This is a genomic window from Sphingomonas sp. BK235, assembly GCF_004345855.1.
Taxonomy (GTDB): domain Bacteria; phylum Pseudomonadota; class Alphaproteobacteria; order Sphingomonadales; family Sphingomonadaceae; genus Sphingomonas.
On record NZ_SLXN01000002.1, the window covers coordinates 1 to 25,322 of the forward strand.

Consider the following 25,322-nt stretch of genomic DNA (forward strand, 5'->3'; position numbering starts at 1 on the left):
CGTGAAGGACACATGAAACGACTTATGCTCTGACGACCCCCGTGCACCTTGAATGCACAAGACCCGCAGACCACCGTCCACATGTCCCTTCATCTAAAACCTACAATGTCAAAGAGCCGCCGACGAAGAAACCGGACAAACAACCCTCCCCCACCCTTCGATCGGGGAGACCGCTGTCCTTCCTATCTGGCGACCGTCCCAGAAGCGCCGCCTCAGCAGCACCCCCCGTCCGGTGAAGCGGCATATATGGAGGGCGTTCCCACCGGTCAAACACTTTTTGCAATTTTATGTCGTGACCCACCGGGAACGGCAGAAAACTGCGGCTCTCCGCCACATCGCGGAGCGCCATCCGCGCCGAATCACCGTTCGCGACGCCGCCGCACGACCATCCCGCTGCCCGAGTCAGGCCTGTTGAATGTAGTCGCGCATCGCGGCCGCCTCTGCCTCGATCCGCTCGATGCGATATTTGACCAGGTCACCGATCGAGACGATCCCGCGCAGCTCGGCGCCGTCGACCACGGGCAGATGGCGGATGCGCCGCTGCGTCATCAGCGACAGCGCCGCGAGCACGGGGTCTCCTGGCGCCGCGGTGAGCGCGGGTGCGGTCATCACCTCCCCCACGCGCGCCTGCAACACGCCGCTGTCGCCGCCGGCGAGCAGCCGCACGACATCGCGCTCGGAGAACATGCCGCGCACCGCATCGTCCGCGACGACCGGCAGCGCGCCGATGCGGTGCTCGGCGAGCAGCGCGATGGCGCCCGCGACCGTCGTCTCCGGGCTGACCGCGACGAGCGTGGCGCCCTTGTCGCGCAGGATGGCTGCGATCGTCATGACCCTCTCCTCCGTCGGGCGGCCCCGACGCGGGTGACCGCTCCCGCGCGCATCATCCTCTCTTCCTGAGGCAATGCAAGCGGCTGGGGTTAGCGAGGCGATCCCGGACGCGCGATGAGCGACACGTCGCCCCCGCCCCGCGCCAACGAAGAAGGGGCCGGCATCCCATCGGATACCGGCCCCTTGGGCTCACCTGAATCAGGCGACCGTCACTCGGCAGGCGAGGCTTCCGCCGCGGCGCGGACGCGCCGGCGGCGCGGCTTGGCGACCGGCTCGTCGCCCTCGACCGGCTCGGCCGCGGCACCCAGCGCCGGCGGCAGCCGGTCGATGCCGAGCTCGGGCTCGCGCTCCGCTTCGGTCGCCGCGCCGTTCACCGCGGCGCCCTCGACCGCGGCCTCGTCGCGAGGCTTGCGCCCGCGGCGACGGCGCGGTGCGCCCTCCTCGCCCTCATTCGCGACGACGTCGTTCGCCGGCGCGCCGGTCTCGCGCGGCGCGGCATCGACACTCTCCGCGACGTCGCGCTGCGGGCGACGCTCGTCGCGCCGGCCCTCGCGGCGCGGTTCGCCCTGGTCGCGCGCCTCGCGACGCCCCTCGTCGCGCCGGCCTTCCTCACGACGGCCTTCGTCGCGGCGCCCTTCCTCGCGGCGGTTGCCGTCGCGCTCGCGTCGCGGCTCCGCCTCGCTGACGCGCTGCTGCTCATCGGCGCGGACCGGCTCGCCCTCGTCGCCGAAATCGTCGCCGTCGTCGAAGCTGTCGAAATCGTCGCGCTGGCGCCGCTGATACGGCTGGTCGTCGGAGCGGCCGCGCTGATCGGCGAGCACCCGGAAATAATGGTCCGCGAACTGGAGGTAATATTCAGTGTTGACGCGGTCACCGGACATCTGCGCGTCGCGCGCCATGTTGCGGTACTTCTCCAGCAACTGGGCCGCGTTGCCGCGCGCGCGGCTGTCGATCCGGTTACCGCTGTCACGCTGCCCCTGGCCGCCGCCACCCTGACGCTGCTGGCCACCACCACGGCCGCGACGGCGACCGTTCTGACGGTTGTTGATCAAATCACTGTCCTCGTCCTGGAACCAAAACCGGCACTTGCTCCCGATACACGGGTTGCAGTCGTTCCCCGGCGCCGCGCGTGCCGGGCACCGCAGGCCTGCCATGCCGCCGGACTGCAGCGGCTGATGACGAAGGGAGGGCCGTGCGCCCATCCAACACAACAAATGTCGTTGAGTTCGCGTGCCCCGACGCAGTCTGTAACGGCTCGGTCGGCGTTCTCAAAGCGAAATATGGGGGCGCGACGCCCCGAATCAAGCCGTGACGACGAGGCAGCGGTCGCGTCCGGCGAGGTCATGCCGCAGCGCGACGTTCAGCCCGGCGGCGCGGAACAGCGCGGCGGCGCTCTCGCCCTGATCGGCGCCGATCTCGACGCAGGCGACGCCGCCGGACGCGAGCAGTGGCGGCAGCTGCGGCGCGATGGCGCGATAGTCGTCGAGCCCGTCGGCCCCCGCGAACAGCGCGCCCGCCGGCTCATGGTCGCGCACTTCGTCGGGGAGGTCCGCCCCGACGGCGACATAGGGCGGGTTGGCGAGGACGAGGTCGAAGCGCTCGGTGATCCCCGCGGCCCAGTTGCCGTGTCGGAGCGCCGCGCGATCCGCGAGCCCGAGCGCGGCGGCGTTGGAGCGCGCCTGGTCGAGCGCGGCATCGGAACGGTCGATGCCGAGCCCGGTCGCGCCCGGCCACTCGGCCAGCGCGGCGAGCAGCAGCGTGCCGGGGCCGGTGCCGAGGTCGAGCACGCGGGCCGGGGCGCGATCCGCGAAGTGTGCCAACGCGGCCTCGAGCAGAGTCTCGCTGTCGGCACGCGGGATCAGCGCGCCGGGGGCCACCGCCAGCTCGATCGTCCAGAAGGCGCGCGTGCCGGTGATGTAAGCGACCGGTTCGTGTCGCGCGCGGCGCTCGACCAGCGCGGCGAAGCCCGGCGGGGCGGTCCAGTCGTCGAGCGTGAGCAGTAGCCGCTCGCGCGTGATGCCGAGCGCGTGCGCGAGCAGCAGCTCGGCGTCGAGCCGCGCCGTGTCCGAGAAGGCGAGGCGCGCGGCGGCGTCGCGCAGGGCGTGGCGGGCGGCGGTCATCGGCGGGCCACTGCTGGCGCTCTCGGGCGCAGGTGCTTGAGAGTGGATTCACGCGAAGACGCGAAGACGCGAAGCAGGGAAGAAATTTTCGCGCGGAGGCGCGGAGGCGCAGAGGGGGAGCGCGCGCGGCAGCGCCATCGCCCGCTCGCGGCGCGGCGGTGGAAGGGGCCGCTGCGCGGCCGGGTCCCACGCCTCTGCGTCTCCGCGTCTCTGCGCGAGACCCAGCCCGATCGCCGCGAGACACACCCCATCCGCATCATGGCGCCGCGTGCGCTTCCCTTCGCGTCTTCGCGTCTTCGCGTGAACATCAGCTCCGCAAGCCCCGCGCGACACGCCCCGCAAGCGCGCGCCCGCCAGCACCGGCTAAGCCTGTCCGACCCGCGCTACGCCGCATCCAGCGTCGCCAGCCGCTCGGCCTCGTCCTCCGCCACCAGCGCGCCGATCAGCTCGTCCATGTCGCCCTGCAATATCTCGGGCAGGCGGTGGAGCGTCAGGTTGATGCGGTGATCGGTGACGCGCCCCTGCGGGAAATTGTAGGTGCGGATCCGCTCGGAGCGGTCGCCGGAGCCGACCATCGCCTTGCGCGTGCCCGAGCGCTCGCTCGCCAGCCGCTCGCGCTCGGCCTCGTACAGCCGCGTGCGCAGCACCTTGAGCGCCTTGGCCTTGTTCTTGTGCTGCGACTTCTCGTCCTGCTGGATCACCACCAGCCCGGTCGGCAGATGCGTGATCCGCACCGCGCTGTCGGTGGTGTTGACCGACTGGCCGCCCGGTCCGGACGAGCGATAGACATCGATGCGCAGGTCCTTGGCCTCGTCGATCTGGACGTCGACCTCCTCCGCCTCGGGCAGCACCGCCACCGTCGCCGCCGAGGTGTGGATCCGCCCGCCGCTCTCGGTGACCGGCACGCGCTGGACGCGATGCACCCCGCTCTCGAACTTGAGCCGCGCGAACACGCCCGCGCCGGTGACGCTGGCGACCACCTCCTTGTAGCCGCCCGCGTCGCTGTCCGAGGCGGAGATCAGCTCGACGCGCCAGCCCTGCCGCTCGGCATAGCGCTGGTACATGCGGAACAGGTCGCCCGCGAACAGCGCCGCCTCGTCGCCCCCGGTCCCGGCGCGCACCTCGAGCATCGCCGAGCGCTGGTCGGCCGCGTCGCGCGGCAGCAGCGCGAGCGCGAGCCGGCGGTCGGCGTCGGCGAGCGCGGCGCGATTGTCGCGCAACTCCTCCTCCGCCATCGCGCGCAGCTCGGCGTCGGCGTCCTCGGTCATATAGGACAGGCTTTCGGCCTCCTGGCGCAGCCGGCGCACCTCGCCCGCGGCGAGCGCGACCGGCTCGAGCTCGGCATATTCCTTCGAGACCTGGACGAAGCGGTCGCCGTCGAGCGCGCCGCTCGCCATCATCGCGGCGAGCTCGTCGCGCCGCGCCTCGATCTGCCGGATGCGGTCGAGCGAGATCGCGGTCATGCAGCGTCTATGGCGGCGTTCAACACCGCCGCCACCGCGGCCATCTCGTCGTGTTCAGCGCCGGAACCGCGCTGCTGGAAGCCGAGGGCACCGCCGCTCCGCCTTAGCGTGACGACCTGGCGAGGGCCCATCTTCACCGCGCGATCGAACCGCTTTTTCAAGCTTCCGGTCACCACTGCCTCCGCACGGACGCCGGATTTGCGGAGCGCCGCCGTCGCGCTCGACGCGAGCGGCTCCAGCCCGGCCTCCTCCGCGACCACGACAACCGCCAACGATTCCGCCTCGGGCTCGTCCAGCAGCATCGCCAGCCGCTCCACCCCCGCGGCCCAGCCCACGCCCGCGGTCGCCGGCCCGCCGAGGCTCTCGACCAGCCCGTCGTAGCGCCCGCCCGCCAGCACCGTACCCTGCGCGCCGAGCCGGTCGGTGACGAACTCGAACGCGGTGTGACGGTAATAATCGAGCCCGCGCACCAGCCGCGCGTCGCGCTCCCACTTCACCCCGGCGGCGTCGAGCCCCGCGGTCACCGCGTCGAAGAAGGCGCGCGCCTCCGCGGTCAGATACGCGTCGATATCGGGCGCGCTGTCGGCGATCGGGCGGTCGCGCGGGTCCTTGGAGTCGAGGATACGCAGCGGGTTCTTCTCCAGCCGGGTCAGGCTGTCTTCGCTCAGATCGCCGCGATGCGCCGCGAAATGCGCCACCAGTGCGGCGCGCCACGCCTCGCGCGTCTCGGCGTCACCGAGCGTGTTGAGCTTGAGCGTCACGCCCTCAGCGATGCCGAGCTCGTGGAGCAGCTGGTCCGCCAGCGTCAGCAGCTCGACGTCGGCGGCAGGCTCGGGCGCGCCGAGGATCTCGGCGTCGATCTGGTGGAACTGGCGGTAGCGGCCCTTCTGCGGCCGCTCGTAGCGGAACACCGCGCCCGAGGTGACCAGCTTGAGCGGCGCATATTGCTGCCAGCCGTTGCTGATATAGGCGCGCGCGATCCCGGCGGTGAACTCGGGGCGCAACGTCAGCATGTCGCCGCCCTTGTCGGGGAAGGAGTACATCTCCTTCGACACCACGTCGGTGGTCTCGCCGATCGAGCGCGCGAACACCTGCGTGTCCTCGAACACGGGCACCTCGACGCGCTCGAAGCAATAGAGGCGGCGGACGCGGTCGAAGGCGTCGAGCACGCGCGCGAAGCGGCGCTGCTCGCCGCGGAAGATGTCCTGGGTGCCGCGGACACGGGCGGGTGGCTGGATACGGCTCATGATGGGTCGGCGTATCTAGGCGAGCGGCCGCGCGAGCGCTAGCCAATCGTCGCATGAGCACCGACCCGTCGCGCGACTCCGCCGCTCGCCCGCTGCCGCCGCGCTGGTGGGGGATCGGCCGTCGCGTCGCGCCGCCGCGCTTCGTGCTGTTCGTGCTGGTGTTCGCCGGTGCGCTGGCGGTGGCGATCCCGCATCTGGGGCACGGTCGCGGGGTGATGGCGGCGTTCGATCTCGCCGCGGCGGTGTTCCTCGTCTCGCTGGTGCCGCTGTTCCGTCACGACACGCCCGCGCAGATGCGCCGCGCCTCGCGCGCCAATGACGCGAACCGCGCGCTGCTGCTCGCGGTCACCGGCGCGGTGATGCTGGCGATCCTGGTCGCGGTCGACTCGGAGCTGAAGGGCGATGAGAGCGGCGCGGGCAAATTGCTGGTGATCGGCACGCTGGTGCTGGCGTGGCTGTTCTCGAACATGGTCTATGCGCTGCACTATGCGCACCTGTTCTACATGCCGGCGCACGCGGGCGGCGACTCGAAGGGGATCGACTTCCCCGGCACGAGCGCGCCCGATTACTGGGACTTCCTGTACTTCAGCTACACGCTGGGGATGACGTTCCAGACCTCGGACGTGACGATCTCCGCCGCCCCCGTGCGCCGCGTGGTGCTGGGGCAGTGCCTCGCCGGCTTCGTCTTCAACCTCGGGGTGATCGCGTTCAGCATCAACGTGCTGGGATCGAGCTGAGCGCGCGCCGCGCACAGGCCGGGCGAAACCATCGCCATCCACGCCACCGGCGCCGCCGCGCGAACCCGTCACCCACACTGACCTTTTTTCGCGCGCGGGGCTGGACGAGCGCGGCGCGTGCTGGCTACGCCTCGATGTAACAACAGCACATCAGGGGCGCCTCCATGATCCGTCGCTTCGCCGCAGCCGCACTGCTGGCCTCCACCATCCTCGCCCCGCTCGGCGGAGTCGCCGCGCAGGTCCCCGCGGGCAACAGCGCGCCGCAGCCGGTGCCGTTCGAGGACACGATCCCCGCGCCGCGTGACACGCCCTATCCCGGTACGATCCGGCTGACCGTCGACGCGACCGACACGCAGCGCGGCATCCTCAGCGTCACCGAGACGATCCCGGTGGCGCAGGCGGGCCATCTCGTCCTGCTCTTCCCCAAGTGGTTGCCCGGCGCGCACAGCCCGCGCGGCGAGATCGAGAAGCTCGCCGGGCTGATCGTCACCGCGAACGGCAAGCGGATCGAGTGGACGCGCGACCCGGTCGACGTCTTCGCCTTCCACCTCGACGTCCCCGCCGGCGCGCGCAGCGTCGAGGCCAGGTTCCAGTTCATCTCGGCCACCGCGGCCAACCAGGGGCGCATCGCGGTGACGCCGACGATGATCTCGCTCCAGCCCAATTCGGTCAGCCTCTATCCCGCCGGCTGGTTCACGCGGCAGATCCCGATCCAGATGACGGTGAAATACCCGGACGGCTGGACCGCCGCCGGCGCGCTCAAGGCGAAGGCGACCGGCTCGACCTATGCCTATGAGACGACCAACTACGAGGTGCTGGTCGACAGCCCGATGCTCGCCGGCCGCTACGGCAAGACCTGGCCACTCACCCCACGCGTCAACCTCAACGTCTTCGCCGACGATCCCGCCGAGCTCGCCGCCACGCCCGAGCAGATCGCCGGGCACCAGCGGCTGGTCGACCAGGCGGTGAAGACCTTCGGCGCGCAGCATTACGACCGCTACGAATTCCTGCTCTCGATCACCGACCAGCTCGGCGGGATCGGGCTGGAGCATCATCGCTCGAGCGAGAATGGCGTGACGCCGGGCTATTTCACCAAGTGGAACGACGGTCCCGGCCGGCGCAACCTGCTGCCGCACGAATTCACCCACAGCTGGGACGGCAAGTTCCGCCGCGGCGCCGACCTGTGGACTCCCGACTTCCGCACCCCGATGCGCAACTCCTTGCTGTGGGTGTACGAGGGCCAGACGCAATTCTGGGGCTATGTCCTCCAGGCGCGCTCGGGGCTGGTGAGCAAGCAGGATACGCTCGACCAATATGCCGCGATCATGGCGCTGTACGACAGCCAGCCGGCGCGGCAGTGGCGCGACCTGGTCGACACCACCAACGATCCGATCATCTCGTCGCGCCGCCCCAAGGGCTGGACCAGCTGGCAGCGCAGCGAGGATTATTACAACGAGGGGCTGCTCGTCTGGATGGACGTCGACTCGCTGCTGCGCGAGAAGTCGGGCGGCACCAAGTCGATCGACGATTTCGCGCGCGCCTTCTTCGGCGTGCGCGACGGCGACTGGGGCGAGCTGACCTACACGTTCGACGACGTCGCCAAGACGCTCGACGGCATCGTGCCGTGGGACTGGGCGGGCTATCTCCAGCGCCGGCTGACCGAACATGCCAAGGGCGCGCCGATCGACGGTTTCGCGCGCAACGGCTATCAACTGACCTATAGCGAGACACCGACGCCCTCGTTCAAGGCGGCGGAGGCGAGCGCGCGCAACACCAACCTGACCTATTCGGGCGGGATCATCCTGGACGCGGCGGGCAATCTCAGCGGCGTCACCTGGGGCAGCGCCGCCTTCGACGCGGGGCTCACCGTGAGCGATCAGATCGTCGCGGTGAACGGCGACGCTTACTCGCCCGACAAGCTCAAGGCCGCGATCACCGCGGCGAAGACGGGCAAGGCGCCGATCCAGCTCATGGTTAAGTCCGGAGATAGATTCCGCAGTGCAGCGCTCGACTATCACGGCGGGCTGCGCTACCCGCGGCTGCAGAAGATCGGCACCGGCGACGGTGGCCTCGATCGTCTCCTGGCGCCCCGCTGACCTGCGGGGCGTTGCCGCTAGTAAGGGGAAGCGCATGCGTATCGACCTGATTCCCGTCGGCAAGGATCCGCCCGACGATCTCAACGTGGTGATCGAGGTGCCGACCGGCGGCGAGCCGGTGAAATATGAGTTCGACAAGGCGTCGGGCGCGCTGTTCGTCGACCGCATCCTCCACACGCCGATGCGCTATCCGGCCAATTACGGCTTCGTCCCGCACACGCTCTCGCCCGACGGCGACCCGCTCGACGCGCTCGTCGTGGCGCGCTCGCCGTTCATCCCGGGCTGCGTCGTCCGCGCGCGCCCGATCGCGGTGCTCAACCTCGAGGACGAGGCCGGCGGCGACGAGAAGCTGGTCTGCGTGCCGGTGGACTCGACCTTCCCTTATTATGCCAATGTCGGCGAGAAGGACGATCTGCCCGAGATCGTCTTCCAGCAGATCGAGCACTTCTTCACCCACTACAAGGATCTCGAGAAGAAGAAGTGGGTGCGCATCGGCACCTGGGGCGGGCGCGAGGAAGCGCGTCGCATCACGCTCGAGGCGATCGCGCGCTACAACGAGGCGAAGGCCGAGGGCGAGGAGCCGCACGACCACGACGTGCCGGGCCGCGACTGATCGCGCCCGGCGGCCGGCGACCCGATCGTGGTCGTCGGCCGCCCCGGCCCTGCGCCGGATCTGCTACAATAGATCCCGCGAAGCGTGCCCCGCTGCGCCAAGAGGCGCATGGCGGCGCTCGCCGGCCGCGGTGTCACCGCGGCATCGTCCCCTCACCGCGTTGCCGACGAGGAAGGCGAGCCGCTATGGCAGCGACCACGGCACGCGCGCGCGGCCACGCCCTAACGCTACAACGCTTTGCCTTGACGCACCGCGACCGCGCGGGGCATCAGCCGGCATGGATTCCGCCTCCCCCGCCGACCCGCACCATATGAAGCGCCGCGGCGTGTTGTTCGTCCTCTCCTCGCCCTCGGGCGCGGGCAAATCGACGATCGCGCGGATGCTGCTGGCGAGCGAGCCCGAATTGTCGCTCTCGGTCTCCGCCACCACGCGCGCGATGCGGCGCGGCGAGGAGGACGGCCGCGACTATCATTTCGTCTCGCTCGACCGCTTCCGCGAGATGGCGTCGAACCACGAATTCCTCGAATGGGCGCATGTGTTCGACCAGCGCTACGGCACGCCGCGCGCGCCGGTGGAGGCGATGCTCGCGGCGGGCAAGGACGTGCTGTTCGACATCGACTGGCAGGGCGCGCAGCAGCTCCACCAGATAGCGGGCGGCGACGTGGTGCGCGTCTTCATCCTGCCCCCGTCGATGGAAGAATTGCGCCGCCGGCTGGAGGGCCGTGCCACCGACGCGCAGGCGATCATCGAGCGCCGCATGGCCCGCGCCGACGCCGAGATCAGCCATTGGGACGGCTATGACTATGTCCTGGTCAACGACGACGTCGACAGCTGCTTCGCCAAGGTGAAGACCGTGCTGGCGGCGGAGCGGCTCAAGCGCTCGCGGCAGACCGGGCTGATCGGCTTCATCCGCAAGCTGCGCACCCCCGTGGCGTGACCGCGCCTGCGCGCCGCCGCGGAACCGCCGCGCGCGCGCGGCATTGATGCGGCACAATAGCGAGGGTCTTCGATCATGGGTGCAACCACGCTCGGCGCGCTGGTCGGCGGCGCGATCGATGCCATGTCCGGCGACGACAACGCGGCGGACGGCGCGCTGTACGGCGCGATCACGGCCAACGTCCTCAAGCTCGTCCTCCCCGTCGCGGTCACCTACGCGATCGGCTGGGGCGTGCTGAAGGGGCTGGAGGCGCTCGGCGATACGATCTCGGAGAAAGTGACGTCATGATCAGAACCATCATCGGCGCGCTGGTCGGGCGCGAGCTGGATCGTCGCGATGGCCGCGGCGGCATCGGTGGCGCGATGGTTGGCGCGCTCGCCACTCGGGCAGTGACCCGCATGGGGCCGCTCGGCATGGCGCTCGGTGGCGCCTATGTCGCGAAGAAGGCCTATGACCGCCGTCGCGCCGGCCGTGCGGGCGTTCCGCCGCGGGCGTGAGCGTGTCGGCCGGCCGCCCGACGCCGCGAGGCGGTCGGGACGGCCTTACTCCCAGTCGGCGCCGTCATGTTCATTGAGCCGCGGGCTCGCGCGCTCGGCCACCGCGCGCGCGCCGTCGTAGACGATCGGCGCTGCCAAACCGGGCAAGCCCTCCACCAGCAACCGCATCCCGCGCGCGACCACCTGGGGGTCGGCGAACACCTCGTCGATCCGGTTGACCGGGCCGACCGGCACCCCGGCGGCCTCCAGCGCGGCGAGCAGCGCGGCGCTGGTCCAGCCGAGCGTGCGCTCGATCAGCGGCGGCAGCAGCGCCGCCCGATGCGCCACGCGAGCGGGATTGGTGGCGAAGCGCACGTCCTCCGCCAGCGCGGGGATGCCCAGCACCGCGCATAGCCGCGCGAACTGGCGGTCGTTGCCCACCGCGACGATCAGGTCGCCGTCGCTCGTCGGGAAGCTCTGATAGGGCGCGAGATTGGCATGGCCGTTGCCCATCCGCCGCGGCACCGCGCCGCTGACCATCCAGTTGAGCGCCTGATTGGCCAGCACCCCCACCTGCGTATCGAGCAGCGCCATATCGATGTGCGTGCCGAGGCCGGTGCGATCGCGCGCGTGCAGCGCGGCGAGGATCGCGACCGTGGCATAGACCCCGGTGAACAGATCGGCGGTGGCCACGCCGGTCTTCTGCGGTGCACCGTCGGGCTCACCGGTGATCGACATCATCCCGCCCATCCCCTGGACGATGAAGTCATAGCCCGCTCGGGTCGCATAGGGTCCGGTCTGGCCGAAGCCGGTGATCGAGCAGACGATCAGCCGCGGGTGGCGCGCGCGCAGCGTCGCCGCGTCCAGCCCGTATTTGACCAGCCCGCCCAGCTTGTAATTCTCGATCACCACATCGGCACCCGCGACGAGCGCGGCGACGCGCGCCTGCCCGGCCGCGCTGGCGAGGTCCACCGCGATCGAGCGCTTGCCGCGATTGCAGGCGTGATAATAAGCCGCCGACCGCTCCGTGCCGTCGGCGTCGCGGACGAAGGGCGGTCCCCAGTGGCGCGTGTCGTCGCCCTCGCCGGGGCGCTCCACCTTGATGACGTCCGCGCCGAGATCGGCGAGCAGCTGCCCCGCCCACGGACCGGCGAGGATGCGCGCGAGTTCGAGCACGCGCAGGCCGGCGAGCGGGCGGGGACGATCGGTCATCGGGCCCTTCTAACCGCCGTCAGGGGGGCATTGTCGAGGGGCTCGGGCACGGCGACGCCGGCGCCGCGCGCGCTCAGATGACGCCGCCGCCGATCATCAGCCGCAACCCGAAGATCAGGATGAGCACGAGGTTGAGGTTGCGCCCGGTGTTGCGCGACGACAGCGCCCCCACCGCGGCGCCGACCACCGCGATCGGGATGACGAACCAATAGCCCCAGGCGAGGAACGGCAGGAACGGCACGATGCCGAGCACCAGCGCGACGAGGCCGATCAGGATCGAGAACAGGTTGAGCATGACGTGAAGATGGCGCCGTCGCGGGTGTATTGCAAGAGTGAGACGGTGCGGGCGATGCCTCTCGTCATCGCCCGTCGCAGTGTCGCCGACGATCGGCTTCAAAGCCCATCGCCCTCCTCCTAGGATGGCGGAATGGCCCGCCTGCTCCTGCTCGTCGCGATCCTCGCCGAGGTCACCGCCACCACCGCGCTCAAGGCGTCGGATGGCCTCACCCGCCCGCTACCCTCGCTGGTCACCGCGCTCGGTTATGGCATCGCCTTCTACTGTCTGTCGCTCGCGCTGCGCCACATCGCCACGGGAGTCGCTTATGCGATCTGGTCGGGCGTCGGGATCGTGCTGGTCACCGCGCTCGCCTGGTGGCTCCACGGGCAGAAGCTCGACGGCTACGCGCTCGGCGGGATGGCGCTGATCGTCGCGGGCGTGCTGCTGGTCAACCTGTCCCCCGCCGCGGCCCAGCCGTGATTTCCTTGGCCGGCGAAAAGGACTAGGGCGGCGCGATGAACTCCCTCTTCCTCGTGATGGCGGGTGGCGCGGTCGGTACGGCCGGGCGCTACCTGACCGGGCGCGCGATGACCGCGGCGCTCGGACCCGACTGGCCCTGGGGCACGCTGACCGTCAATCTGGTCGGCGGGCTGCTGATGGGGCTGCTCGTCGGCGCGCTCGCGCGCACAGGCGGCAGCGAGAATTGGCGGCTGCTGCTCGGCGTCGGGGTGCTCGGCGGCTTCACCACCTTCTCCGCCTTCGCGCTCGACGCCGCGACGATGATCCAGCGCGGCGCCGCGCTCAGCGCGCTCGGCTACGCGCTCGTGTCGGTGGTCGGCGCGATCGCGGCGGTGTTCGCCGGGCTCGCGCTGGTGCGGGTGGCAGCATGAGCGGCGAGGGCGTCCGCCAGTTCACCGTCGCGCTCGACGATGACGGCATCCGCGTCGATCGCTGGTGCAAGCGCCACCTCGATGGCACCAGCTTCACGACCGTCGCCAAATGGGCGCGCACCGGGCAGCTCCGCCTCGATGGCGCGCGCGTCGGCCCGGGCGACCGCGTCCAGGCGGGTCAAGTGCTGCGCGTGCCCCCGCCCGAGCCCGTCCGCAGCGACGCCCGGCCCGAGCGCCAGCGCGCGCCGCTCAGCGACGACGAGATCGCCTTCGCGCGCGAATTGGTGATCCACCGCGACGCGCAGGCTTTGGTGCTCAACAAGCCCCCCGGCCTCGCCACGCAGGGCGGCACCAAGACCACCGCGCACGTCGACGGGCTGCTCGACGCCCTGCAGGACGAGTCGCAGGGCCGGCCCAAATTGGTCCACCGGCTCGACAAGGATACCTCGGGCGCGCTGCTGGTGGCGCGCACCGCGCGCGCCGCGGGCTTCTTCGCCAAGGCCTTCTCGGGCCGCACCGCGAAGAAGGTCTATTGGGCGCTGATCGTCGGCGTGCCCTCGATCGACGACGGCACGATCGAGCTGCCGATCGCCAAACAGCCCGGCACCGGCGGCGAGAAGATGCACGTCGACGAGGCCGAGGGCCAACCGGCCCGGACGCGCTACCGCGTGATCGAGCGCGCCGGCAACCGCACCGCCTGGGTCGAGCTGCAGCCCTTCACCGGGCGCACGCACCAGCTGCGCGTCCATATGGCGGCGATCGGCCATCCGATCGTGGGCGACGGCAAGTATGGCGGGCCGGCGGCGTTCCTCACCGGCGGGATCAGCCGCAAGATGCACCTCCACGCGCGCCGCATCCGCGTCGACCATCCCGATGGCGGCGAGATCGACGTCACCGCCGAGCTGCCGTCGCACTTCGCCGAGAGCCTCGCCTCGCTCGGCTTCGAGGCGATGGCGGGCGACATGATGCCGCTCGACGAGCGCGCGCCGCCGACGCGCGAGGAGAAGAAGGCGCGCGCGCGGGCGCATGCCAAGACCGTGCGCAAGGAACGCCGCGGCGAGCGGCGCTCGCGCGCCGACGGCGAGGGCAGAGGCGGCGGCCGGCGCCGCGGCTGACCGCCGCGCGCGTCAGCCCGGCGTCACCTCGCCGGCGGGAGGCGGCGACCGCGCGCCGATCGAAGGGGGCGCGCCTCCGTCCGCTACAGCAGCGCGTCGGCGAGCAGCAGCAGCATCTTGACGTCCATCGCCACGCCCTGCGTGCGCTTCGCCAGGACGAAGCGCGACAGCTCCGCGCGCGGCACGAGATGGACCTCGATGTCCTCGTCGTCCGCGCCGCCGCCCGGCCCGATCTTCTCGAGGTCGTGCGCGCGCACCAGCGTGAAGCCCTCGCTGTTCATTCCCGGCGAGGAATGGAAGAAGCCCAACTCCTCGATCCGCCCCGCGCGATAGCCCGTCTCCTCCTCCAGCTCGCGCGCCGCCCCCGCCGCGACCGCCTCGCCCGCGGTCTCGTCGCCGATCAGCCCCGCGGGCAGTTCGAGGCAGCGTCGCCCCAGCGGGACGCGATACTGCTCCACCAGGACGACGCGGTCCGCGGCGTCGATCGCGACGATCACCGCCGCCTGGATGCCGTTGCGGCGGGCGACATATTCCCACTGCCCCTGCGTCTTCACCTCGATGTAGCGCCCCGACCAGGCGATCTCGGCGGGGGCGGCGGCGTCGCGATGGGGCTCGGTCATGATGTCTCGCTGATACAAGCGTCGGGAGCCGCCCCTTTAGGTCAGCCGCGCGGCTTGGCGAAGCCGTAATCGAGGATTAACCTGGATCGACCCGGACCGAGATCAGCAGGGAGACGATGATGTTGAAGGATTTCAGAGCGTTCATCGCGCGCGGCAATGTGCTCGACTTGGCGGTCGGGGTAATCATCGGCGGCGCCTTCGCCACCATCACCAAGTCGCTCACCGACGACATCATCATGCCGATCGTCGGCGCGATCTTCGGCGGCTTCGATTTCTCCAGCTACTTCATTAAGCTGGGGCCGGTGCCCGCGGGCTATGCCGGCTCGCCGTCGAGCTACGCGCAGCTCAAGGCGGCGGGGGTGCCGCTGTTCGGCTATGGCGAGTTCATCACCGTGGTGATCAACTTCGTCATCCTCGCCTTCATCGTCTTCCTGCTGATGCGCAGCGTCAACCGCGTGATCGCCGCGGCCGAGCGCGAGAAGAAGGAGGGCACCGCCGAGCCCGCCGCCGAACCCGCCGAGGTCGCGCTGCTGCGCGAGATCCGCGACGAGCTGCGCGCGCGCCCCGCGCCGGGCACCACCCCTCCACTGGGTTGAGCCGAGGCGGGGGCGGCCGACGCGTCGCCCCGCCCGCCACGCGCCTCAGTGGAGCGGCGGGTCGAGCGGCTCGCCGCTGTCGACGATGCCGCGCCCGACATGGCTGTGCGCGCGGCTATAGGCGAAATAGATCACCAGGCCGATCGCGCCCCAGATCGGCAGCACCAGCATCGCCGCGCTAGGCAGGTTGAAGAACAGGAAGACGCAGCCCACGATCGTCAGCGGCCCGACCAGCCACAGCGCGGGGGTCCGGAAGTCGCGCTTGTGGTCGCGCGCGGTGCGCCGCAGGATCATCACCGCGATCGCCACCATCATGAAGGCGTAGAGTGTCCCCGCGTTGGCGATGTCGGCGAGCTGCCCGACCGGCAAGAAGGCCGCCGCGAAGGCCACGCCCACGCCGGTCAGCGCGGTGACGACGTGCGGCGTCTTCCACTTGGGATGGACGGTGCTGAGCCGTTCGGGCAGCAGCCCGTCGCGGCTCATCACGAAGAAGATGCGGGTCTGGCCGAACATCAGGATCAGGATCACCGAGGGCAGCGCGAGGAAGGCCGCGATGCCGAGCATATTACCCACCTTGGACCAGCCGATCGCGCGCAGCACGTGCGCCAGCGCCTCGTTCGAGCAGACCAGCGCGTCGGCATATTGCGGCAGCGCGCACTGGCGCGCCAGCTCCTCGGACCCGGTCGGGAAGGGGATGCCGTTCGGCCCCATGATCGGCTGGCCGCCGATCGTGCCGATCGCGCCCGCGGCGACCAGGATGTAGAAGACGGTGCAGAACAGCAGCGAGCCGATCAGCCCGATCGGCACGTTGCGCTGCGGGTTCTTGGTCTCCTCCGCCGCGGTCGAGACCGCGTCGAAGCCGACATAGGCGAAGAAGATCGTCGCCGCCGCGCCCACCGCGCCGACCCCGGTGCCGAAGCCGCCGAACACGCCCGCGGGCAGGAAGGGGTTGAACTTGCCCGCGTCGAACGACTCGCTCGGCAGTGTCAGCGCGATGAAGGCGGTCAGCGCGACGACCTTGATCGCCACCAGCACCGCGTTCACGCGCGCGCTCTCGGTGGTGCCGATCATCAGCAGCCAGGTGATCAGCCCCGCGATCAGCACCGCGGGCAGGTTGATGAAGCCGCCGGGCGCGCCGCCCAGCGCGAGCGGCGCGGCGGAGAGCCAGGCGGGCAGGTGGATGCCGAGGAACTGGTTGAGGATCGTGCCGCTGAAATAACCCGACCAGCCGACCGCCACCGCGCTGGCGGCGACCGCATATTCGAGGATCAGCGCCCAGCCCACCGTCCAGGCGAGCAGCTCGCCCATGGTCGAATAGGTGTAGGTATAGGCCGATCCCGCCACCGGGATCATCGCCGCGATCTCGGCGTAGCAGAGCGCCGCCACGATGCAGATCGCGCCCGCGATCGCGAAGGCGAGCATCAGGCCGGGGCCGGCTTTCTGCGCGCCCGCCGCGGTGAGAACGAAGATGCCCGTCCCGATCACGCAGCCGATCCCGAACAAAGTCAGCTGGAACCAGCCGAGCGTGCGGTGGAGCGACTTGCGCTCGGCGGTGGCGAGGATGGCGTCGAGAGGTTTGACGCGCCCGAAGATCATTAGGTTCGATGCCCCCAAGGGAAACTTTCTGGACAGGAGCCTAGCGGCCTTGAGGCGCCGCGCAATAGTGTTGCGCCGCGATGACAGGGAGAGGCGCGACTCGGTGCGGCGGTCACTCTGGCACGCGCGATCAAGCGCGCGCGTCGATCCGCTTCGCCAGGAAGAAGCGTGCTTCACCCGGGGGATAATCGTCGATCGTGCCGAACAGCGCGTAGCCGAGCTTCTCGTAGAAGCCGCGCGCCTGGAAGCTGAACGTGTCGAGCCACACGCCGACGCACCCGAGTCGCGCCGCCTCGGCCTCCGCGGCGCACATCAGCGCGCGGCCCTCGCCGCGGCCGCGCCGCTCGGGCGGGAGCGCGAGATATTGCACGAACAGCCAGCGATAGCTCGCCGTGCCCCACAGCCCGCCGACGATCGCGCCGGCCTCGTCCCGCAGCACCAGCGCGATCTCCTCGCGCTCGGTCGCGCCGACCGCAGAGTCGTTGTGCGCCACCAGCGGCGCGAGGATCGCGGCGCGCACCGCCGCGTCGGGCGCGGCGACCCGCTCGATCACTTCTTGCGCTTGAAGTCCACCGCGACGACGTTCGAGCCGTCGCTCGCGCCGCCCGCGGGCGGGCCGTCATTCTCGGCCGGGTCATGCCCGCCGGGGCCGTCGCCCGGCCCTTCCTGCGCCTGGAAGCGCAATTCGAAGTTCACCGCCGGATCGTGGAAGCCCGTGATCGCCGAATACGGGATCACCAGCTTCGACGGCACCTGGTTGAAGCTGAGCCCGACCGAGAAGCGCTCCTCGTCGACGGTCAGATCCCAGAAGCGGTTCTGGAGCACGATCGTCATCTCGTCGGGGAAGCGCTCGACCAGGCGCGACGGAATGTCGACGCCAGGCGCCTGAGTCTTGAAGGTGATGTAGAAATGGTGCTGGCCGGGCAGACCCCCGGTCTCGGCGACCACGCCCAGCACGCGCCCGACGACGGCGCGCAGCGCTTCCTGCACGATCTCGTCATAGGGGATCTGGCTGTCGGGCAGCATGTCGTTCATGCGCTTATGGGTAGCGCGATGGGCCGAGCGGTCAAGGTTGCTTGGACCGCACAGCGCGTTATGGACCGGCGTCATGCGCACCGCCACGCTCCGCCGCGACACCAGCGAGACCCGTATCAGCGTCTCGGTCAACCTCGACGGCACCGGCCAGTATGACATCCACACCGGGGTCGGCTTCTTCGACCATATGCTGGAGCAGCTCGCGCGCCACTCGCTGATCGACGTCACGCTCCACTGCGACGGCGACCTCCACATCGACCAGCATCACACGGTGGAGGACAGCGCGCTCGCGCTCGGCAGCGCGGTGGCGCAGGCGCTCGGCGACAAGCGCGGCATCCGCCGCTACGCCGACGCTCTGTCGCCGATGGACGAGACGCTGACCCGAGTCGCGCTCGATATCTCGGGGCGGCCGTGGCTGGTGTGGAAGACCGCTTTCACCCAGACCCGGCTGGGCGAGATGGACACCGAGCTGTTCCAGCACTGGTTCCACAGCTTCGCGCAGACCGCCGGGATCACGCTCCACGTCGAGACGCTGTACGGCGACAACAACCATCATATCGCCGAGAGCGCCTATAAGGGGCTGGCGCGGGCGCTGCGGGAGGCGATCGAGATTGACCCGCGCAAGATCGGCGTGATCCCCTCTACCAAGGGCACTTTGTGAGCCGCTTCCGCGCCGGCGGCGAGCTGAGCCTGATCTTGCTGAGCTACGTGCGCCCGCTCGACGAGATCGACGCGCTGATGCCGGCGCATGTCGCCTGGCTCGACGCCGGCTTCGCGGAGGGCGCCTTCCTGGTGGCGGGCCGGCGCGAGCCGCGCAGCGGCGGGGTGATCGTGGTGCGCGGCGACCGTGCCGCGGCCGAGGCGATCGCCGCGACCGACCCGTTCGTCACCGCCGGCGCGGCGACCGCCGAGGTGGTGCCGTTCCACGCCAGCTTCGCCGCCGACGCGGTCCGCACGTGGCTGGCATGACGCTGGCGCTGATCGACTATCAGGCGGGTAACCTCCACTCGGTCGCCAACGCGCTGCGCGCCGCAGGGTGCGACGACCTGGTCGTCACCGCCGACCCCGACGCGGTGGCGCGCGCCGACCGGATCGTGCTGCCCGGCGTGGGCGCGTTCGGCGCCTGCGCCGCGGCGCTGCGCGCGGTCGAAGGGCTGGTCGCCGCGCTCGAGCGCCGCGTGCTGGCGGAGGGCGCGCCGTTCCTCGGCATCTGTGTCGGGATGCAGCTGCTCGCCACCGCGGGCGAGGAGCTCGGTCACCATGCCGGGCTCGGCTGGATCGACGGCATTGTGCGCCGGATCGACGTTGCCGGCAGCGACGCCAAGGTGCCGCACATGGGCTGGAACGACGTGGTGCCGCAGGTCGAGCATGCGCTGATCGTCCCGGGCGAGGCCTATTTCCTCCACAGCTACGCCTTCAGCGGCGCGCACGTGGTGGCGACCACCGACCATGCCGGTCCGGTGACTGCGGCGGTAGCGCGCGACAATGTGGTGGGGGTGCAATTCCACCCCGAGAAGAGCCAGCGCTACGGGCTGGCGCTGCTCGAACGCTTCCTGGCGTGGCGGCCGTGAGGGGGCGAGTGCGGAAGAGTTTCGCCGCTTACAACGAATTCTCCTTCCCCTTCCGTCATCCCGGACCTGGTCTGGAATCCACCGCGCCGCAAACCTCAAAGCCGGCGAGCGCGCGGACGGGTGGATCCCGGACCAAGTCCGGGATGACGGCGGGGGTGAGGCGGTCGGCCTCTCCCCAGCCACGGCGTCATCCTGAACTCGTTTCAGGATCCACTGCTCCGCGCATCCGCGAGCCGCTGGCTCCGCGGCACGGTGGTTCCCGGAACAAGTCCGGGATGACGGCAGTGGGCGAGGCGGAGGCTCGCGCCTCACGCGTGTCCTGCGCTTTTCCCCGCCCCGCCCCTTCGCCGAGTAACCCCGCATGACCCTCATCGTCTTCCCCGCGATCGACCTCAAGCAGGGCCAGGTGGTCCGCCTCGCCGAGGGCGACATGGCGCGCGCCACCGTCTACGGCGACGACCCCGCGGCGCAGGCGATGCTGTTCGCCGAGGCCGGCGCGGCGCATCTCCACGTCGTCGACCTGGACGGCGCCTTCGCCGGTGCCAGCGTCAACGGCGCGGCGGTGCGCGCGATCGTCGAGCGCTTCCCCGGCCATGTCCAGCTCGGCGGCGGCATCCGCACGCGCGAGAGCGTCGAGCGCTGGTTCGATCTCGGCGTGTCGCGCGTGGTGATCGGCACCGCCGCGCTGGAGGATCCCGAGTTCGTCCGCGGCGCCGCGCGCGACTTCCCCGGCGGCGTGGTGGTGGCGGTGGACGCGCGCGACGGCATGGTCGCGACCAAGGGCTGGGCCGACGTCTCCACCACCAGCGTGGTCGAGCTCGCGCGCCGCTTCGAGGACGCGGGGGTGGCGGCGTTGCTGTTCACCGACGTCGGCCGCGACGGGCTGCTCAAGGGCGCCAATATCGAGGCGACGGTGGACCTCGCGCGCGCGGTCGACATTCCGGTGATCGCGAGCGGCGGCGTGGCGGGGATCGCGGATATCCACGTGCTGGCGCTGCACGCGCGCGACGGCGTGGAAGGCGTCATCACCGGACGCGCGCTGTATGACGGGCGGCTCGACCTCGCAGCGGCGCTGAGCGTGGCGGCGGCGGCGTAGCGGGCGCGCAGGCGGGGGAGCGGTGGGATCTTTCCTGGCGCTCCCACGCAGGCGGGCGCCTAGGCGGACACCACGCCGCGAGCCGTTGCCCTTCGTGACCCTGAGCTCCGGCGCTCGCTGCAGCACAGCTCAGCCGGGAAACGCCGGTCCCTGACTCACACCGCTGCGCGCGACCAACCCGCGCGCCGTGCCTCGTCGCGTGTGCGGCGCATGCAGCCAGAAACGCTCCTCGCGCTCCAGCTCGGCTTCCCACGTGCGCTGGCGAAACCACGACCAGCACAGGATCGTACGGCGCTCGTGCGGCCACTCGGTCGGGAACGCGCCGCGCGGGTTGGCGAGCATCACCAGCAGCGCACAGAAGCGGCATCGCATCGCCTGTTCTCCTCGCCAATCGGCAGCGATGATGCCGCCGCGCGCGCTTCAAGGAACCCCGCCACTGACCGACTTCGGCGCCCGCGCTTGCCCTCACCCGCCCGCTTCGGCATGAGCCGCACGCATGACCGTCCGTGCCCGCGTGATCCCGTGCCTCGACGTCGCCGAGGGCCGCGTCGTCAAGGGCGTCAATTTCGTCGACCTGATCGACGCCGGCGACCCGGTCGAGCAGGCGCGCGCCTATGACTCCGCCGGGGCGGACGAGCTCTGCTTCCTTGACATCACCGCCAGCCACGAGGCGCGCGGCACCATCCTCGACGTCGTCCGCCGCACCGCCGCGGTCTGCTTCATGCCGCTCACCGTCGGGGGCGGGGTGCGCAGCGCCGAGGATGCGCGCGCTTTGCTGCTCGCCGGCGCGGACAAGGTCGCGGTCAATTCCGCGGCGGTGGCGCGCCCCGAGCTGGTGAGCGACATCGCCGAGCGGTTCGGCAGCCAATGCTGCGTCGCCAGCGTCGACGCGCGCCGCGTCGGCGAGGGCTGGGAGGTGTTCACCCATGGCGGGCGCCGCGCCACCGGGATCGACGCGGTGGCGCACGCGCTGCGCCTCGCCGAGCTCGGCGCGGGCGAGCTGCTCGTCACCTCGATGGACCGCGACGGCACGCGCGGCGGCTATGACCTCGCGCTGGTGCGCGCGATCGCCGATCGCACCGAGGTGCCGGTGGTGGCCTCGGGCGGCGTGGGCTCGCTCGACGACCTCGTCGCGGGAGTAACCGAGGGCCATGCCTCGGCGGTGCTCGCCGCCTCGATCTTCCACTTCGGCCAGGCCACGGTGGCCGAGGCGCATGCCGCGCTCGCGGCGGCGGGCGTGCCGGTGCGCGCGCATTGAGCCGCACTGCGCGGCGCGCGGCGGGGGCGGCGCTGCTGGCGGCGCTGCTCGCCGGCTGCGGCGGCCACTACCGACCCGTCAGCGACGCGCCGGTGCGGCTCGGCCGACCCTATGTGGTGCGCGGCGTCACCTACACGCCCGCGGCGGACCCGAGCTACGACATGCTCGGCTATGCCAGTTGGTACGGCAGCGAGTCGGGCAACCGCACCGCCAACGGTGAGCGCTTCCGCGCCAAATGGGTCACCGCGGCGCATCCGACGCTGCCGCTGCCGAGCTACGTCGAGGTCACCGCGCTCGACACCGGGCGCGTCATCCTGCTGCGGGTCAACGATCGCGGACCGTTTGCGCGCGACCGGCTGATCGACCTGTCGCGCGGCGCCGCCGAGCTGCTCGGCGTGCGCGCGCGCGGCCATGTCGCGGTGCGCGTGCGGGTGGTCGAGCCGCCCGAGCGCGATCGCGAGCGGCTGCGTCGGGGGAAAGCCGCGGCGCCGCGCCCCGACGTCGCGCCCGACGTCGCCGCCAACCTGCGCGCGCAGCTCGACACCGGGCTGCGCGCGCTGGGGCGCTGAGCCGGTCCGCGGCTATTTGGCGGGCGCCGCCCCCGCCGGGGGCGCCTTGGGCACCACCGCCATCGTCCAGTCCTTCTCGGGGCGCAGATATTTGGCCGCGGTCGCCTGGAGCCCCTCGGGCGTGATGTTGGTCATGTCGCCGACGAGGCTCTGGCTCGCCTCGATCCGCTTGGGATCGAAGGTGCCACCCGAGGTCTGGATCAGCCAGAACTGGTTCCCCGACGAGGCGCGCGCCATATATTGCAGCATCGGCACGATCGTGCGGCGCAGCTCGTCCGCGCTGATCGGCGTCGACACCAACTCGGCCGCGATCTGGCGCGACAGCTGGAAGAACAAGGACACCTTGTCGGGCGCCACCTTGCCCACCGCGATCAGCCGCCCGCCGCCGGGCAGGCCGACCGGCCACTGGCTCTGCGCGGTCGGCGAATAGCTCGCCCCCGCCACCGAGCGCAGGCGGTCGAACAAGCGATCCGCGAACACCGCGGCCAGCACGTCGAGCCGGCGCTGCTCGGCGTGGTCGGCCGAGCCGCCCCCGGTCGGCCAGGCGATCACCGCGGCGGCCTGGTTGTCGTCGCCGTCGTGGCTGCGCATCACCGGTGTGGCATTGTGCGCGGGGAAGCGCACCGGCGCGCCCGTGCCCTCGTCCGCGCGGCGCGGCTTGAGCGCGCCGAAGCTCTTGGCGATCGCGGCGATCGCCTCGTCCGCCTTGACGTCGCCGAACACGTCCACCTCGATCGGCCCGGTCGCCAGCAGCGGCTGCCACAGCTTCTTGAAGTCCTTGGCGTTGAGCGCCTGGATCTGCGCCAGCGTCGGCATGCCCCAGCGCGGGTCGCCGTCGCGCAGCAGTCCCTCGAGGTCGCGCGCCAGCACGCCGTCGGGCGACGAGCTCAGCCCGGCATAGCCCGTCAGCATCGCCGCGCGCGCGCGCGCCACCGGCGCCGCGTCCCAGCGCGGCGCGGCGAGCTTGGCCGCCATCAGCGTGAGATTGTCGGTATAATCCCCCGGCGTCGTCTGCGCGCCGAACAGGAACGAATCGTCGCCGATGTCGAAGTCCAGCCCGATGCGCCGCCCCGTCGTCAGCGCGTCGAGCGCGCCCTGGTCGAGCGTGCCGATCCCGCTCGCGATCAGCGCGGTCTCGCCGGCCCAGGCCGGGGTCGGCCGGTCGCCCGGCAGCGCCTGATAGCCGCGCCCGAAGCGCACGCGCAGATAGACGCGCCCCGTCTCGGACGGGTTGGCGTAGATCAGCGCGCGCACGCCGTTGGCGAAGGTCACCTGCTCCATCGGCGGGTCGCCGATCGTCGCGCGCGCGCTCACCTGCCCCGGCGTGCCGAGCTTGGGCACCTTGGAGAAATCGACGGAGCGCTGCTCGGCGCGCTTGCCCGCCAGCTTGGAGACATCGGCGGTGAGCGCGGCGGCCAGCTTGGTCGCGGCGCTGGCGTCGGCGGTGCGCGTGTTGAGCAGCGCGCGCTGGACGTCGCCCTTGAACAGCCGGTTGGTCGATTCGATCATCGCCGCGGGCGTGAACATGCCCTTGGTGCGCGCGTCCTGCAGGATGTCGTAGCTGGTCTTCGGCCCCGCGACGGTCTCGCGGATGTCGAGCGCGTTGACCATGTCGTCGGCCTGCTTCGCGCCGGCCTCGACACGCGCGGTGTCGACGTCGTTCTTCATCGCCGCGTCGAACTCGGCGAGCTCGCGGTCGACCTCGGCCTGGGTCGGCGGTGTCGCCATCGCGTCCGCCACCACCGCGCGCACGTCCTTGAGCGCAGCCTCCCAATCGTCGCCGATCGGGACGACGTTGGTGAAGGTGCCGTTGGCCGAGCGCGACACGTCGTCGAGGCTCACCGACGCCTGGAGGAAGCTCCCCCCGGCGCGCGCGCGCGACTCGAGCCGGCGGTTGATCAGCCGGATCGCGAGAAAGTCGACCAGCCGCTTCTGGTTGAAGATGATCGTGTCGTCGCGATACTCCCACGGCCGCAGCGTCGCGGTGGCGACCACCGGCGGCAGCGACGGCTCGGCGATCGTCTTGGTCGCGGGCGCCTTGGGATCGGGCTCGCCGAAATCGGGGTCGGCCGGGTCGGCGCCCTTGCCGGTCCAGGTGCCGAAATTCTTCACCACCAGCTTGGCGGCGACGTCGGGATCGATGTCGCCCGAGATGATCACCACCGCGCGCGCCGGGCGGTACCATTTGTTGTGGAACGCCTGCACCGTCGCGGGCGTGGCCGCCTCCAGCGTCTTGATCGTGCCGATCGGCGAGCGATCGGCGAGCGGTTGGCCCGCGAAGAAGGTCTGGCGGATCGCGTCGCCGTAGCGCACTTGCGCGCCCGGCGCCTCGCGCTGCTCGGCCAACACCGCGGGGCGCTCGGCGGCGAGCCCCGCGTCGGTGATCGCGGGCTCGGCCATCATGCCGGCGAAGATCTTGAGGCTCTCGTCGAGCTTGACGTCAGTCGCGCCGGGCAGATCGAGCTTGTAGACCGTCTGCGTCGGCGTGGTGGAGGCGTTCGAGTCCGAGCCGAAGGTGGCGCCGAAGCGCTGCCACACGCGCTTGGCCTCGCCGTCGGGCACGTAGCGCGAGCCGCGGAACGACAGATGCTCGATCAGATGCGCGAAGCCCTGCTCGGCATCGCTCTCGTACAGCGAGCCCGCGTCGATCCGCACGCGCACCGCGACCTGCCCCGGCGGCACGCCGTTCTTGCGCACCGCGTAGCGCAGCCCGGTCGGCAGCGCGCCGAAATGCCACTCGGGATCGGGCGGGATGTCCGATCCCTTGAACAGCCACGGCGACGTGTCGACGCGGATCGCGGGAGCGGGCGCCGCCGCCGCGGACTTGGCCGGGGCGGGAGCGGAGGTCGCGGGGGCGCGGCGCGCGCGTTGCTGCGCGGGCAGCGGCAGCGACACGGAGACGAGCAGAAGGGCGACGAGCGGCTTCGCGAGCGCGCGCGAATACGAAGGCATGCGCGCGCTTGTAGG

At 71.1% G+C, this 25,322-nt stretch carries 29 protein-coding genes; 16 read left to right on the forward strand and 13 right to left on the reverse strand.

Going from position 1 to position 25,322, the window contains the following annotated elements:
- Positions 1–402: 402 nt before the first annotated feature.
- The 5 genes from EV292_RS05490 to hisS all read right to left on the reverse strand — a co-directional run bounded on the left by EV292_RS05490 (position 403) and on the right by hisS (position 5,661).
- Complete coding sequence (locus EV292_RS05490) at positions 403–831, reverse strand: CBS domain-containing protein (RefSeq protein ID WP_132908219.1); 429 nt, start codon at positions 829–831, stop codon at positions 403–405.
- 209 nt (positions 832–1,040) lie between these two features.
- The gene (locus tag EV292_RS05495; protein WP_132908220.1) at positions 1,041–1,883 is read right to left on the reverse strand and encodes a DUF4167 domain-containing protein; all 843 of its coding nucleotides are present in this window, start codon (positions 1,881–1,883) and stop codon (positions 1,041–1,043) included.
- Between the two features lie 249 nt (positions 1,884–2,132).
- The gene (gene prmC / locus EV292_RS05500) at positions 2,133–2,951 is read right to left on the reverse strand and encodes a peptide chain release factor N(5)-glutamine methyltransferase (RefSeq protein WP_132908221.1); all 819 of its coding nucleotides are present in this window, start codon (positions 2,949–2,951) and stop codon (positions 2,133–2,135) included.
- A gap of 383 nt (positions 2,952–3,334) precedes the next feature.
- Entirely contained in the window at positions 3,335–4,414 is a 1,080-nt protein-coding gene (gene prfA, locus EV292_RS05505) for a peptide chain release factor 1 (RefSeq protein WP_132908222.1), read from the reverse strand.
- The gene (gene hisS / locus EV292_RS05510; protein ID WP_132908223.1) at positions 4,411–5,661 is read right to left on the reverse strand and encodes a histidine--tRNA ligase; all 1,251 of its coding nucleotides are present in this window, start codon (positions 5,659–5,661) and stop codon (positions 4,411–4,413) included. Before hisS ends, prfA begins: the two co-directional genes overlap by 4 nt.
- 53 nt (positions 5,662–5,714) lie before the next feature.
- Between hisS and EV292_RS05515 the strand changes: the two genes are divergently transcribed.
- The 6 genes from EV292_RS05515 to EV292_RS05540 all read left to right on the forward strand — a co-directional run bounded on the left by EV292_RS05515 (position 5,715) and on the right by EV292_RS05540 (position 10,541).
- Entirely contained in the window at positions 5,715–6,398 is a 684-nt protein-coding gene (locus tag EV292_RS05515; protein WP_132908224.1) for a DUF1345 domain-containing protein, read from the forward strand.
- A 164-nt stretch (positions 6,399–6,562) separates the two neighbouring features.
- Positions 6,563–8,494 (forward strand): M61 family metallopeptidase, encoded by a 1,932-nt coding sequence (locus EV292_RS05520; protein ID WP_132908225.1) that lies wholly within the window; start codon positions 6,563–6,565, stop codon positions 8,492–8,494.
- Between the two features lie 34 nt (positions 8,495–8,528).
- Positions 8,529–9,107 (forward strand): inorganic diphosphatase, encoded by a 579-nt coding sequence (gene ppa, locus EV292_RS05525; RefSeq protein WP_132908226.1) that lies wholly within the window; start codon positions 8,529–8,531, stop codon positions 9,105–9,107.
- Between the two features lie 277 nt (positions 9,108–9,384).
- Positions 9,385–10,044, forward strand: coding sequence for a guanylate kinase (gene gmk / locus EV292_RS05530; RefSeq protein ID WP_132908227.1), 660 nt, complete (start codon positions 9,385–9,387; stop codon positions 10,042–10,044).
- 75 nt (positions 10,045–10,119) lie between these two features.
- Entirely contained in the window at positions 10,120–10,332 is a 213-nt protein-coding gene (locus tag EV292_RS05535) for a hypothetical protein (protein ID WP_132908228.1), read from the forward strand.
- The gene (locus EV292_RS05540; protein WP_132908229.1) at positions 10,329–10,541 is read left to right on the forward strand and encodes a hypothetical protein; all 213 of its coding nucleotides are present in this window, start codon (positions 10,329–10,331) and stop codon (positions 10,539–10,541) included. The genes EV292_RS05535 and EV292_RS05540 overlap by 4 nt, the downstream gene beginning before the upstream one ends.
- A gap of 45 nt (positions 10,542–10,586) precedes the next feature.
- Here the strand turns inward: EV292_RS05540 and EV292_RS05545 are convergent, their stop codons facing one another.
- Both EV292_RS05545 and EV292_RS05550 read right to left on the reverse strand, forming a co-directional pair.
- Positions 10,587–11,732 (reverse strand): CaiB/BaiF CoA-transferase family protein, encoded by a 1,146-nt coding sequence (locus EV292_RS05545; RefSeq protein ID WP_132908230.1) that lies wholly within the window; start codon positions 11,730–11,732, stop codon positions 10,587–10,589.
- 73 nt (positions 11,733–11,805) lie between these two features.
- Positions 11,806–12,027 carry a hypothetical protein gene (locus tag EV292_RS05550; protein WP_132908231.1) on the reverse strand — a complete coding sequence of 74 codons (222 nt, stop codon included), beginning with the start codon at positions 12,025–12,027 and terminating at the stop codon, positions 11,806–11,808.
- 132 nt (positions 12,028–12,159) lie between these two features.
- Between EV292_RS05550 and EV292_RS05555 the strand changes: the two genes are divergently transcribed.
- The 3 genes from EV292_RS05555 to EV292_RS05565 are packed head-to-tail and all read left to right on the forward strand — an operon-like array spanning position 12,160 to position 14,014.
- Positions 12,160–12,489, forward strand: coding sequence for a multidrug efflux SMR transporter (locus EV292_RS05555; protein ID WP_132908232.1), 330 nt, complete (start codon positions 12,160–12,162; stop codon positions 12,487–12,489).
- 35 nt (positions 12,490–12,524) lie between these two features.
- Positions 12,525–12,899: a fluoride efflux transporter CrcB gene (gene crcB, locus EV292_RS05560; RefSeq protein WP_132908233.1), complete on the forward strand. Its 375-nt coding sequence runs from the start codon at positions 12,525–12,527 to the stop codon at positions 12,897–12,899.
- Positions 12,896–14,014, forward strand: coding sequence for an RluA family pseudouridine synthase (locus EV292_RS05565; RefSeq protein WP_132908234.1), 1,119 nt, complete (start codon positions 12,896–12,898; stop codon positions 14,012–14,014). The genes crcB and EV292_RS05565 overlap by 4 nt, the downstream gene beginning before the upstream one ends.
- 83 nt (positions 14,015–14,097) lie before the next feature.
- Here EV292_RS05565 and EV292_RS05570 read toward each other — a convergent pair whose 3' ends face one another.
- Positions 14,098–14,634 carry an NUDIX hydrolase gene (locus EV292_RS05570; protein ID WP_132908235.1) on the reverse strand — a complete coding sequence of 179 codons (537 nt, stop codon included), beginning with the start codon at positions 14,632–14,634 and terminating at the stop codon, positions 14,098–14,100.
- A 119-nt stretch (positions 14,635–14,753) separates the two neighbouring features.
- On the opposite strand from EV292_RS05570, the gene mscL reads away from it, so the two are divergent.
- Entirely contained in the window at positions 14,754–15,230 is a 477-nt protein-coding gene (gene mscL, locus EV292_RS05575) for a large conductance mechanosensitive channel protein MscL (protein WP_132908236.1), read from the forward strand.
- Between the two features lie 45 nt (positions 15,231–15,275).
- On the opposite strand, the gene EV292_RS05580 is transcribed toward mscL, so the two are convergent.
- The 3 genes from EV292_RS05580 to EV292_RS05590 all read right to left on the reverse strand — a co-directional run bounded on the left by EV292_RS05580 (position 15,276) and on the right by EV292_RS05590 (position 17,861).
- Positions 15,276–16,826 carry an amino acid permease gene (locus EV292_RS05580; RefSeq protein ID WP_132908237.1) on the reverse strand — a complete coding sequence of 517 codons (1,551 nt, stop codon included), beginning with the start codon at positions 16,824–16,826 and terminating at the stop codon, positions 15,276–15,278.
- 130 nt (positions 16,827–16,956) lie between these two features.
- On the reverse strand, positions 16,957–17,379 hold the full coding sequence (locus EV292_RS05585; protein WP_132908238.1) for a GNAT family N-acetyltransferase: 423 nt from the start codon (positions 17,377–17,379) through the stop codon (positions 16,957–16,959).
- Positions 17,376–17,861, reverse strand: coding sequence for a ClpXP protease specificity-enhancing factor SspB (locus tag EV292_RS05590; protein WP_132908239.1), 486 nt, complete (start codon positions 17,859–17,861; stop codon positions 17,376–17,378). Before EV292_RS05590 ends, EV292_RS05585 begins: the two co-directional genes overlap by 4 nt.
- A 73-nt stretch (positions 17,862–17,934) precedes the next feature.
- On the opposite strand from EV292_RS05590, the gene hisB reads away from it, so the two are divergent.
- From hisB to hisA, 4 genes are all read left to right on the forward strand, one after another.
- Positions 17,935–18,522 (forward strand): imidazoleglycerol-phosphate dehydratase HisB, encoded by a 588-nt coding sequence (gene hisB / locus EV292_RS05595; protein WP_132908240.1) that lies wholly within the window; start codon positions 17,935–17,937, stop codon positions 18,520–18,522.
- Positions 18,519–18,830 (forward strand): YciI family protein, encoded by a 312-nt coding sequence (locus EV292_RS05600; RefSeq protein WP_243693633.1) that lies wholly within the window; start codon positions 18,519–18,521, stop codon positions 18,828–18,830. Before hisB ends, EV292_RS05600 begins: the two co-directional genes overlap by 4 nt.
- Complete coding sequence (hisH, locus tag EV292_RS05605) at positions 18,827–19,432, forward strand: imidazole glycerol phosphate synthase subunit HisH (RefSeq protein ID WP_132908241.1); 606 nt, start codon at positions 18,827–18,829, stop codon at positions 19,430–19,432. Before EV292_RS05600 ends, hisH begins: the two co-directional genes overlap by 4 nt.
- A 361-nt stretch (positions 19,433–19,793) precedes the next feature.
- Positions 19,794–20,528: a 1-(5-phosphoribosyl)-5-[(5-phosphoribosylamino)methylideneamino]imidazole-4-carboxamide isomerase gene (gene hisA, locus EV292_RS05610; RefSeq protein ID WP_132908242.1), complete on the forward strand. Its 735-nt coding sequence runs from the start codon at positions 19,794–19,796 to the stop codon at positions 20,526–20,528.
- A gap of 129 nt (positions 20,529–20,657) precedes the next feature.
- Here hisA and EV292_RS05615 read toward each other — a convergent pair whose 3' ends face one another.
- Positions 20,658–20,900 (reverse strand): hypothetical protein, encoded by a 243-nt coding sequence (locus EV292_RS05615; RefSeq protein ID WP_132908243.1) that lies wholly within the window; start codon positions 20,898–20,900, stop codon positions 20,658–20,660.
- Positions 20,901–21,024: 124 nt separating this feature from the next.
- On the opposite strand from EV292_RS05615, the gene hisF reads away from it, so the two are divergent.
- Together hisF and EV292_RS05625 are read left to right on the forward strand one after the other, a co-directional pair.
- Positions 21,025–21,786: an imidazole glycerol phosphate synthase subunit HisF gene (gene hisF, locus EV292_RS05620; RefSeq protein WP_132908244.1), complete on the forward strand. Its 762-nt coding sequence runs from the start codon at positions 21,025–21,027 to the stop codon at positions 21,784–21,786.
- Positions 21,783–22,355: a septal ring lytic transglycosylase RlpA family protein gene (locus EV292_RS05625; RefSeq protein ID WP_132908245.1), complete on the forward strand. Its 573-nt coding sequence runs from the start codon at positions 21,783–21,785 to the stop codon at positions 22,353–22,355. The genes hisF and EV292_RS05625 overlap by 4 nt, the downstream gene beginning before the upstream one ends.
- 12 nt (positions 22,356–22,367) lie before the next feature.
- Here EV292_RS05625 and EV292_RS05630 read toward each other — a convergent pair whose 3' ends face one another.
- A complete protein-coding gene (locus EV292_RS05630; RefSeq protein WP_132908246.1) occupies positions 22,368–25,307 on the reverse strand; it encodes a M16 family metallopeptidase in 2,940 nt (979 codons plus the stop codon).
- Positions 25,308–25,322: the final 15 nt, after the last annotated feature.

Excerpts from the sequence above, each read along its gene's own strand:
- EV292_RS05490 (WP_132908219.1), bottom strand. The coding sequence starts at position 831 with ATGACGATCGCAGCCATCCTGCGCGACAAGGGCGCCACGCTCGTCGCG.
- prmC (WP_132908221.1), bottom strand. The coding sequence starts at position 2,951 with ATGACCGCCGCCCGCCACGCCCTGCGCGACGCCGCCGCGCGCCTCGCC.
- prfA (WP_132908222.1), bottom strand. The coding sequence starts at position 4,414 with ATGACCGCGATCTCGCTCGACCGCATCCGGCAGATCGAGGCGCGGCGC.
- hisS (WP_132908223.1), bottom strand. The coding sequence starts at position 5,661 with ATGAGCCGTATCCAGCCACCCGCCCGTGTCCGCGGCACCCAGGACATC.
- EV292_RS05515 (WP_132908224.1), top strand. The coding sequence starts at position 5,715 with ATGAGCACCGACCCGTCGCGCGACTCCGCCGCTCGCCCGCTGCCGCCG.
- EV292_RS05520 (WP_132908225.1), top strand. The coding sequence starts at position 6,563 with ATGATCCGTCGCTTCGCCGCAGCCGCACTGCTGGCCTCCACCATCCTC.
- ppa (WP_132908226.1), top strand. The coding sequence starts at position 8,529 with ATGCGTATCGACCTGATTCCCGTCGGCAAGGATCCGCCCGACGATCTC.
- gmk (WP_132908227.1), top strand. The coding sequence starts at position 9,385 with ATGGATTCCGCCTCCCCCGCCGACCCGCACCATATGAAGCGCCGCGGC.
- EV292_RS05535 (WP_132908228.1), top strand. The coding sequence starts at position 10,120 with ATGGGTGCAACCACGCTCGGCGCGCTGGTCGGCGGCGCGATCGATGCC.
- EV292_RS05540 (WP_132908229.1), top strand. The coding sequence starts at position 10,329 with ATGATCAGAACCATCATCGGCGCGCTGGTCGGGCGCGAGCTGGATCGT.
- EV292_RS05545 (WP_132908230.1), bottom strand. The coding sequence starts at position 11,732 with ATGACCGATCGTCCCCGCCCGCTCGCCGGCCTGCGCGTGCTCGAACTC.
- EV292_RS05550 (WP_132908231.1), bottom strand. The coding sequence starts at position 12,027 with ATGCTCAACCTGTTCTCGATCCTGATCGGCCTCGTCGCGCTGGTGCTC.
- EV292_RS05555 (WP_132908232.1), top strand. The coding sequence starts at position 12,160 with ATGGCCCGCCTGCTCCTGCTCGTCGCGATCCTCGCCGAGGTCACCGCC.
- crcB (WP_132908233.1), top strand. The coding sequence starts at position 12,525 with ATGAACTCCCTCTTCCTCGTGATGGCGGGTGGCGCGGTCGGTACGGCC.
- EV292_RS05565 (WP_132908234.1), top strand. The coding sequence starts at position 12,896 with ATGAGCGGCGAGGGCGTCCGCCAGTTCACCGTCGCGCTCGACGATGAC.
- EV292_RS05570 (WP_132908235.1), bottom strand. The coding sequence starts at position 14,634 with ATGACCGAGCCCCATCGCGACGCCGCCGCCCCCGCCGAGATCGCCTGG.
- mscL (WP_132908236.1), top strand. The coding sequence starts at position 14,754 with ATGTTGAAGGATTTCAGAGCGTTCATCGCGCGCGGCAATGTGCTCGAC.
- EV292_RS05580 (WP_132908237.1), bottom strand. The coding sequence starts at position 16,826 with ATGATCTTCGGGCGCGTCAAACCTCTCGACGCCATCCTCGCCACCGCC.
- EV292_RS05590 (WP_132908239.1), bottom strand. The coding sequence starts at position 17,861 with ATGAACGACATGCTGCCCGACAGCCAGATCCCCTATGACGAGATCGTG.
- hisB (WP_132908240.1), top strand. The coding sequence starts at position 17,935 with ATGCGCACCGCCACGCTCCGCCGCGACACCAGCGAGACCCGTATCAGC.
- hisH (WP_132908241.1), top strand. The coding sequence starts at position 18,827 with ATGACGCTGGCGCTGATCGACTATCAGGCGGGTAACCTCCACTCGGTC.
- hisA (WP_132908242.1), top strand. The coding sequence starts at position 19,794 with ATGACCCTCATCGTCTTCCCCGCGATCGACCTCAAGCAGGGCCAGGTG.
- EV292_RS05615 (WP_132908243.1), bottom strand. The coding sequence starts at position 20,900 with ATGCGATGCCGCTTCTGTGCGCTGCTGGTGATGCTCGCCAACCCGCGC.
- hisF (WP_132908244.1), top strand. The coding sequence starts at position 21,025 with ATGACCGTCCGTGCCCGCGTGATCCCGTGCCTCGACGTCGCCGAGGGC.
- EV292_RS05630 (WP_132908246.1), bottom strand. The coding sequence starts at position 25,307 with ATGCCTTCGTATTCGCGCGCGCTCGCGAAGCCGCTCGTCGCCCTTCTG.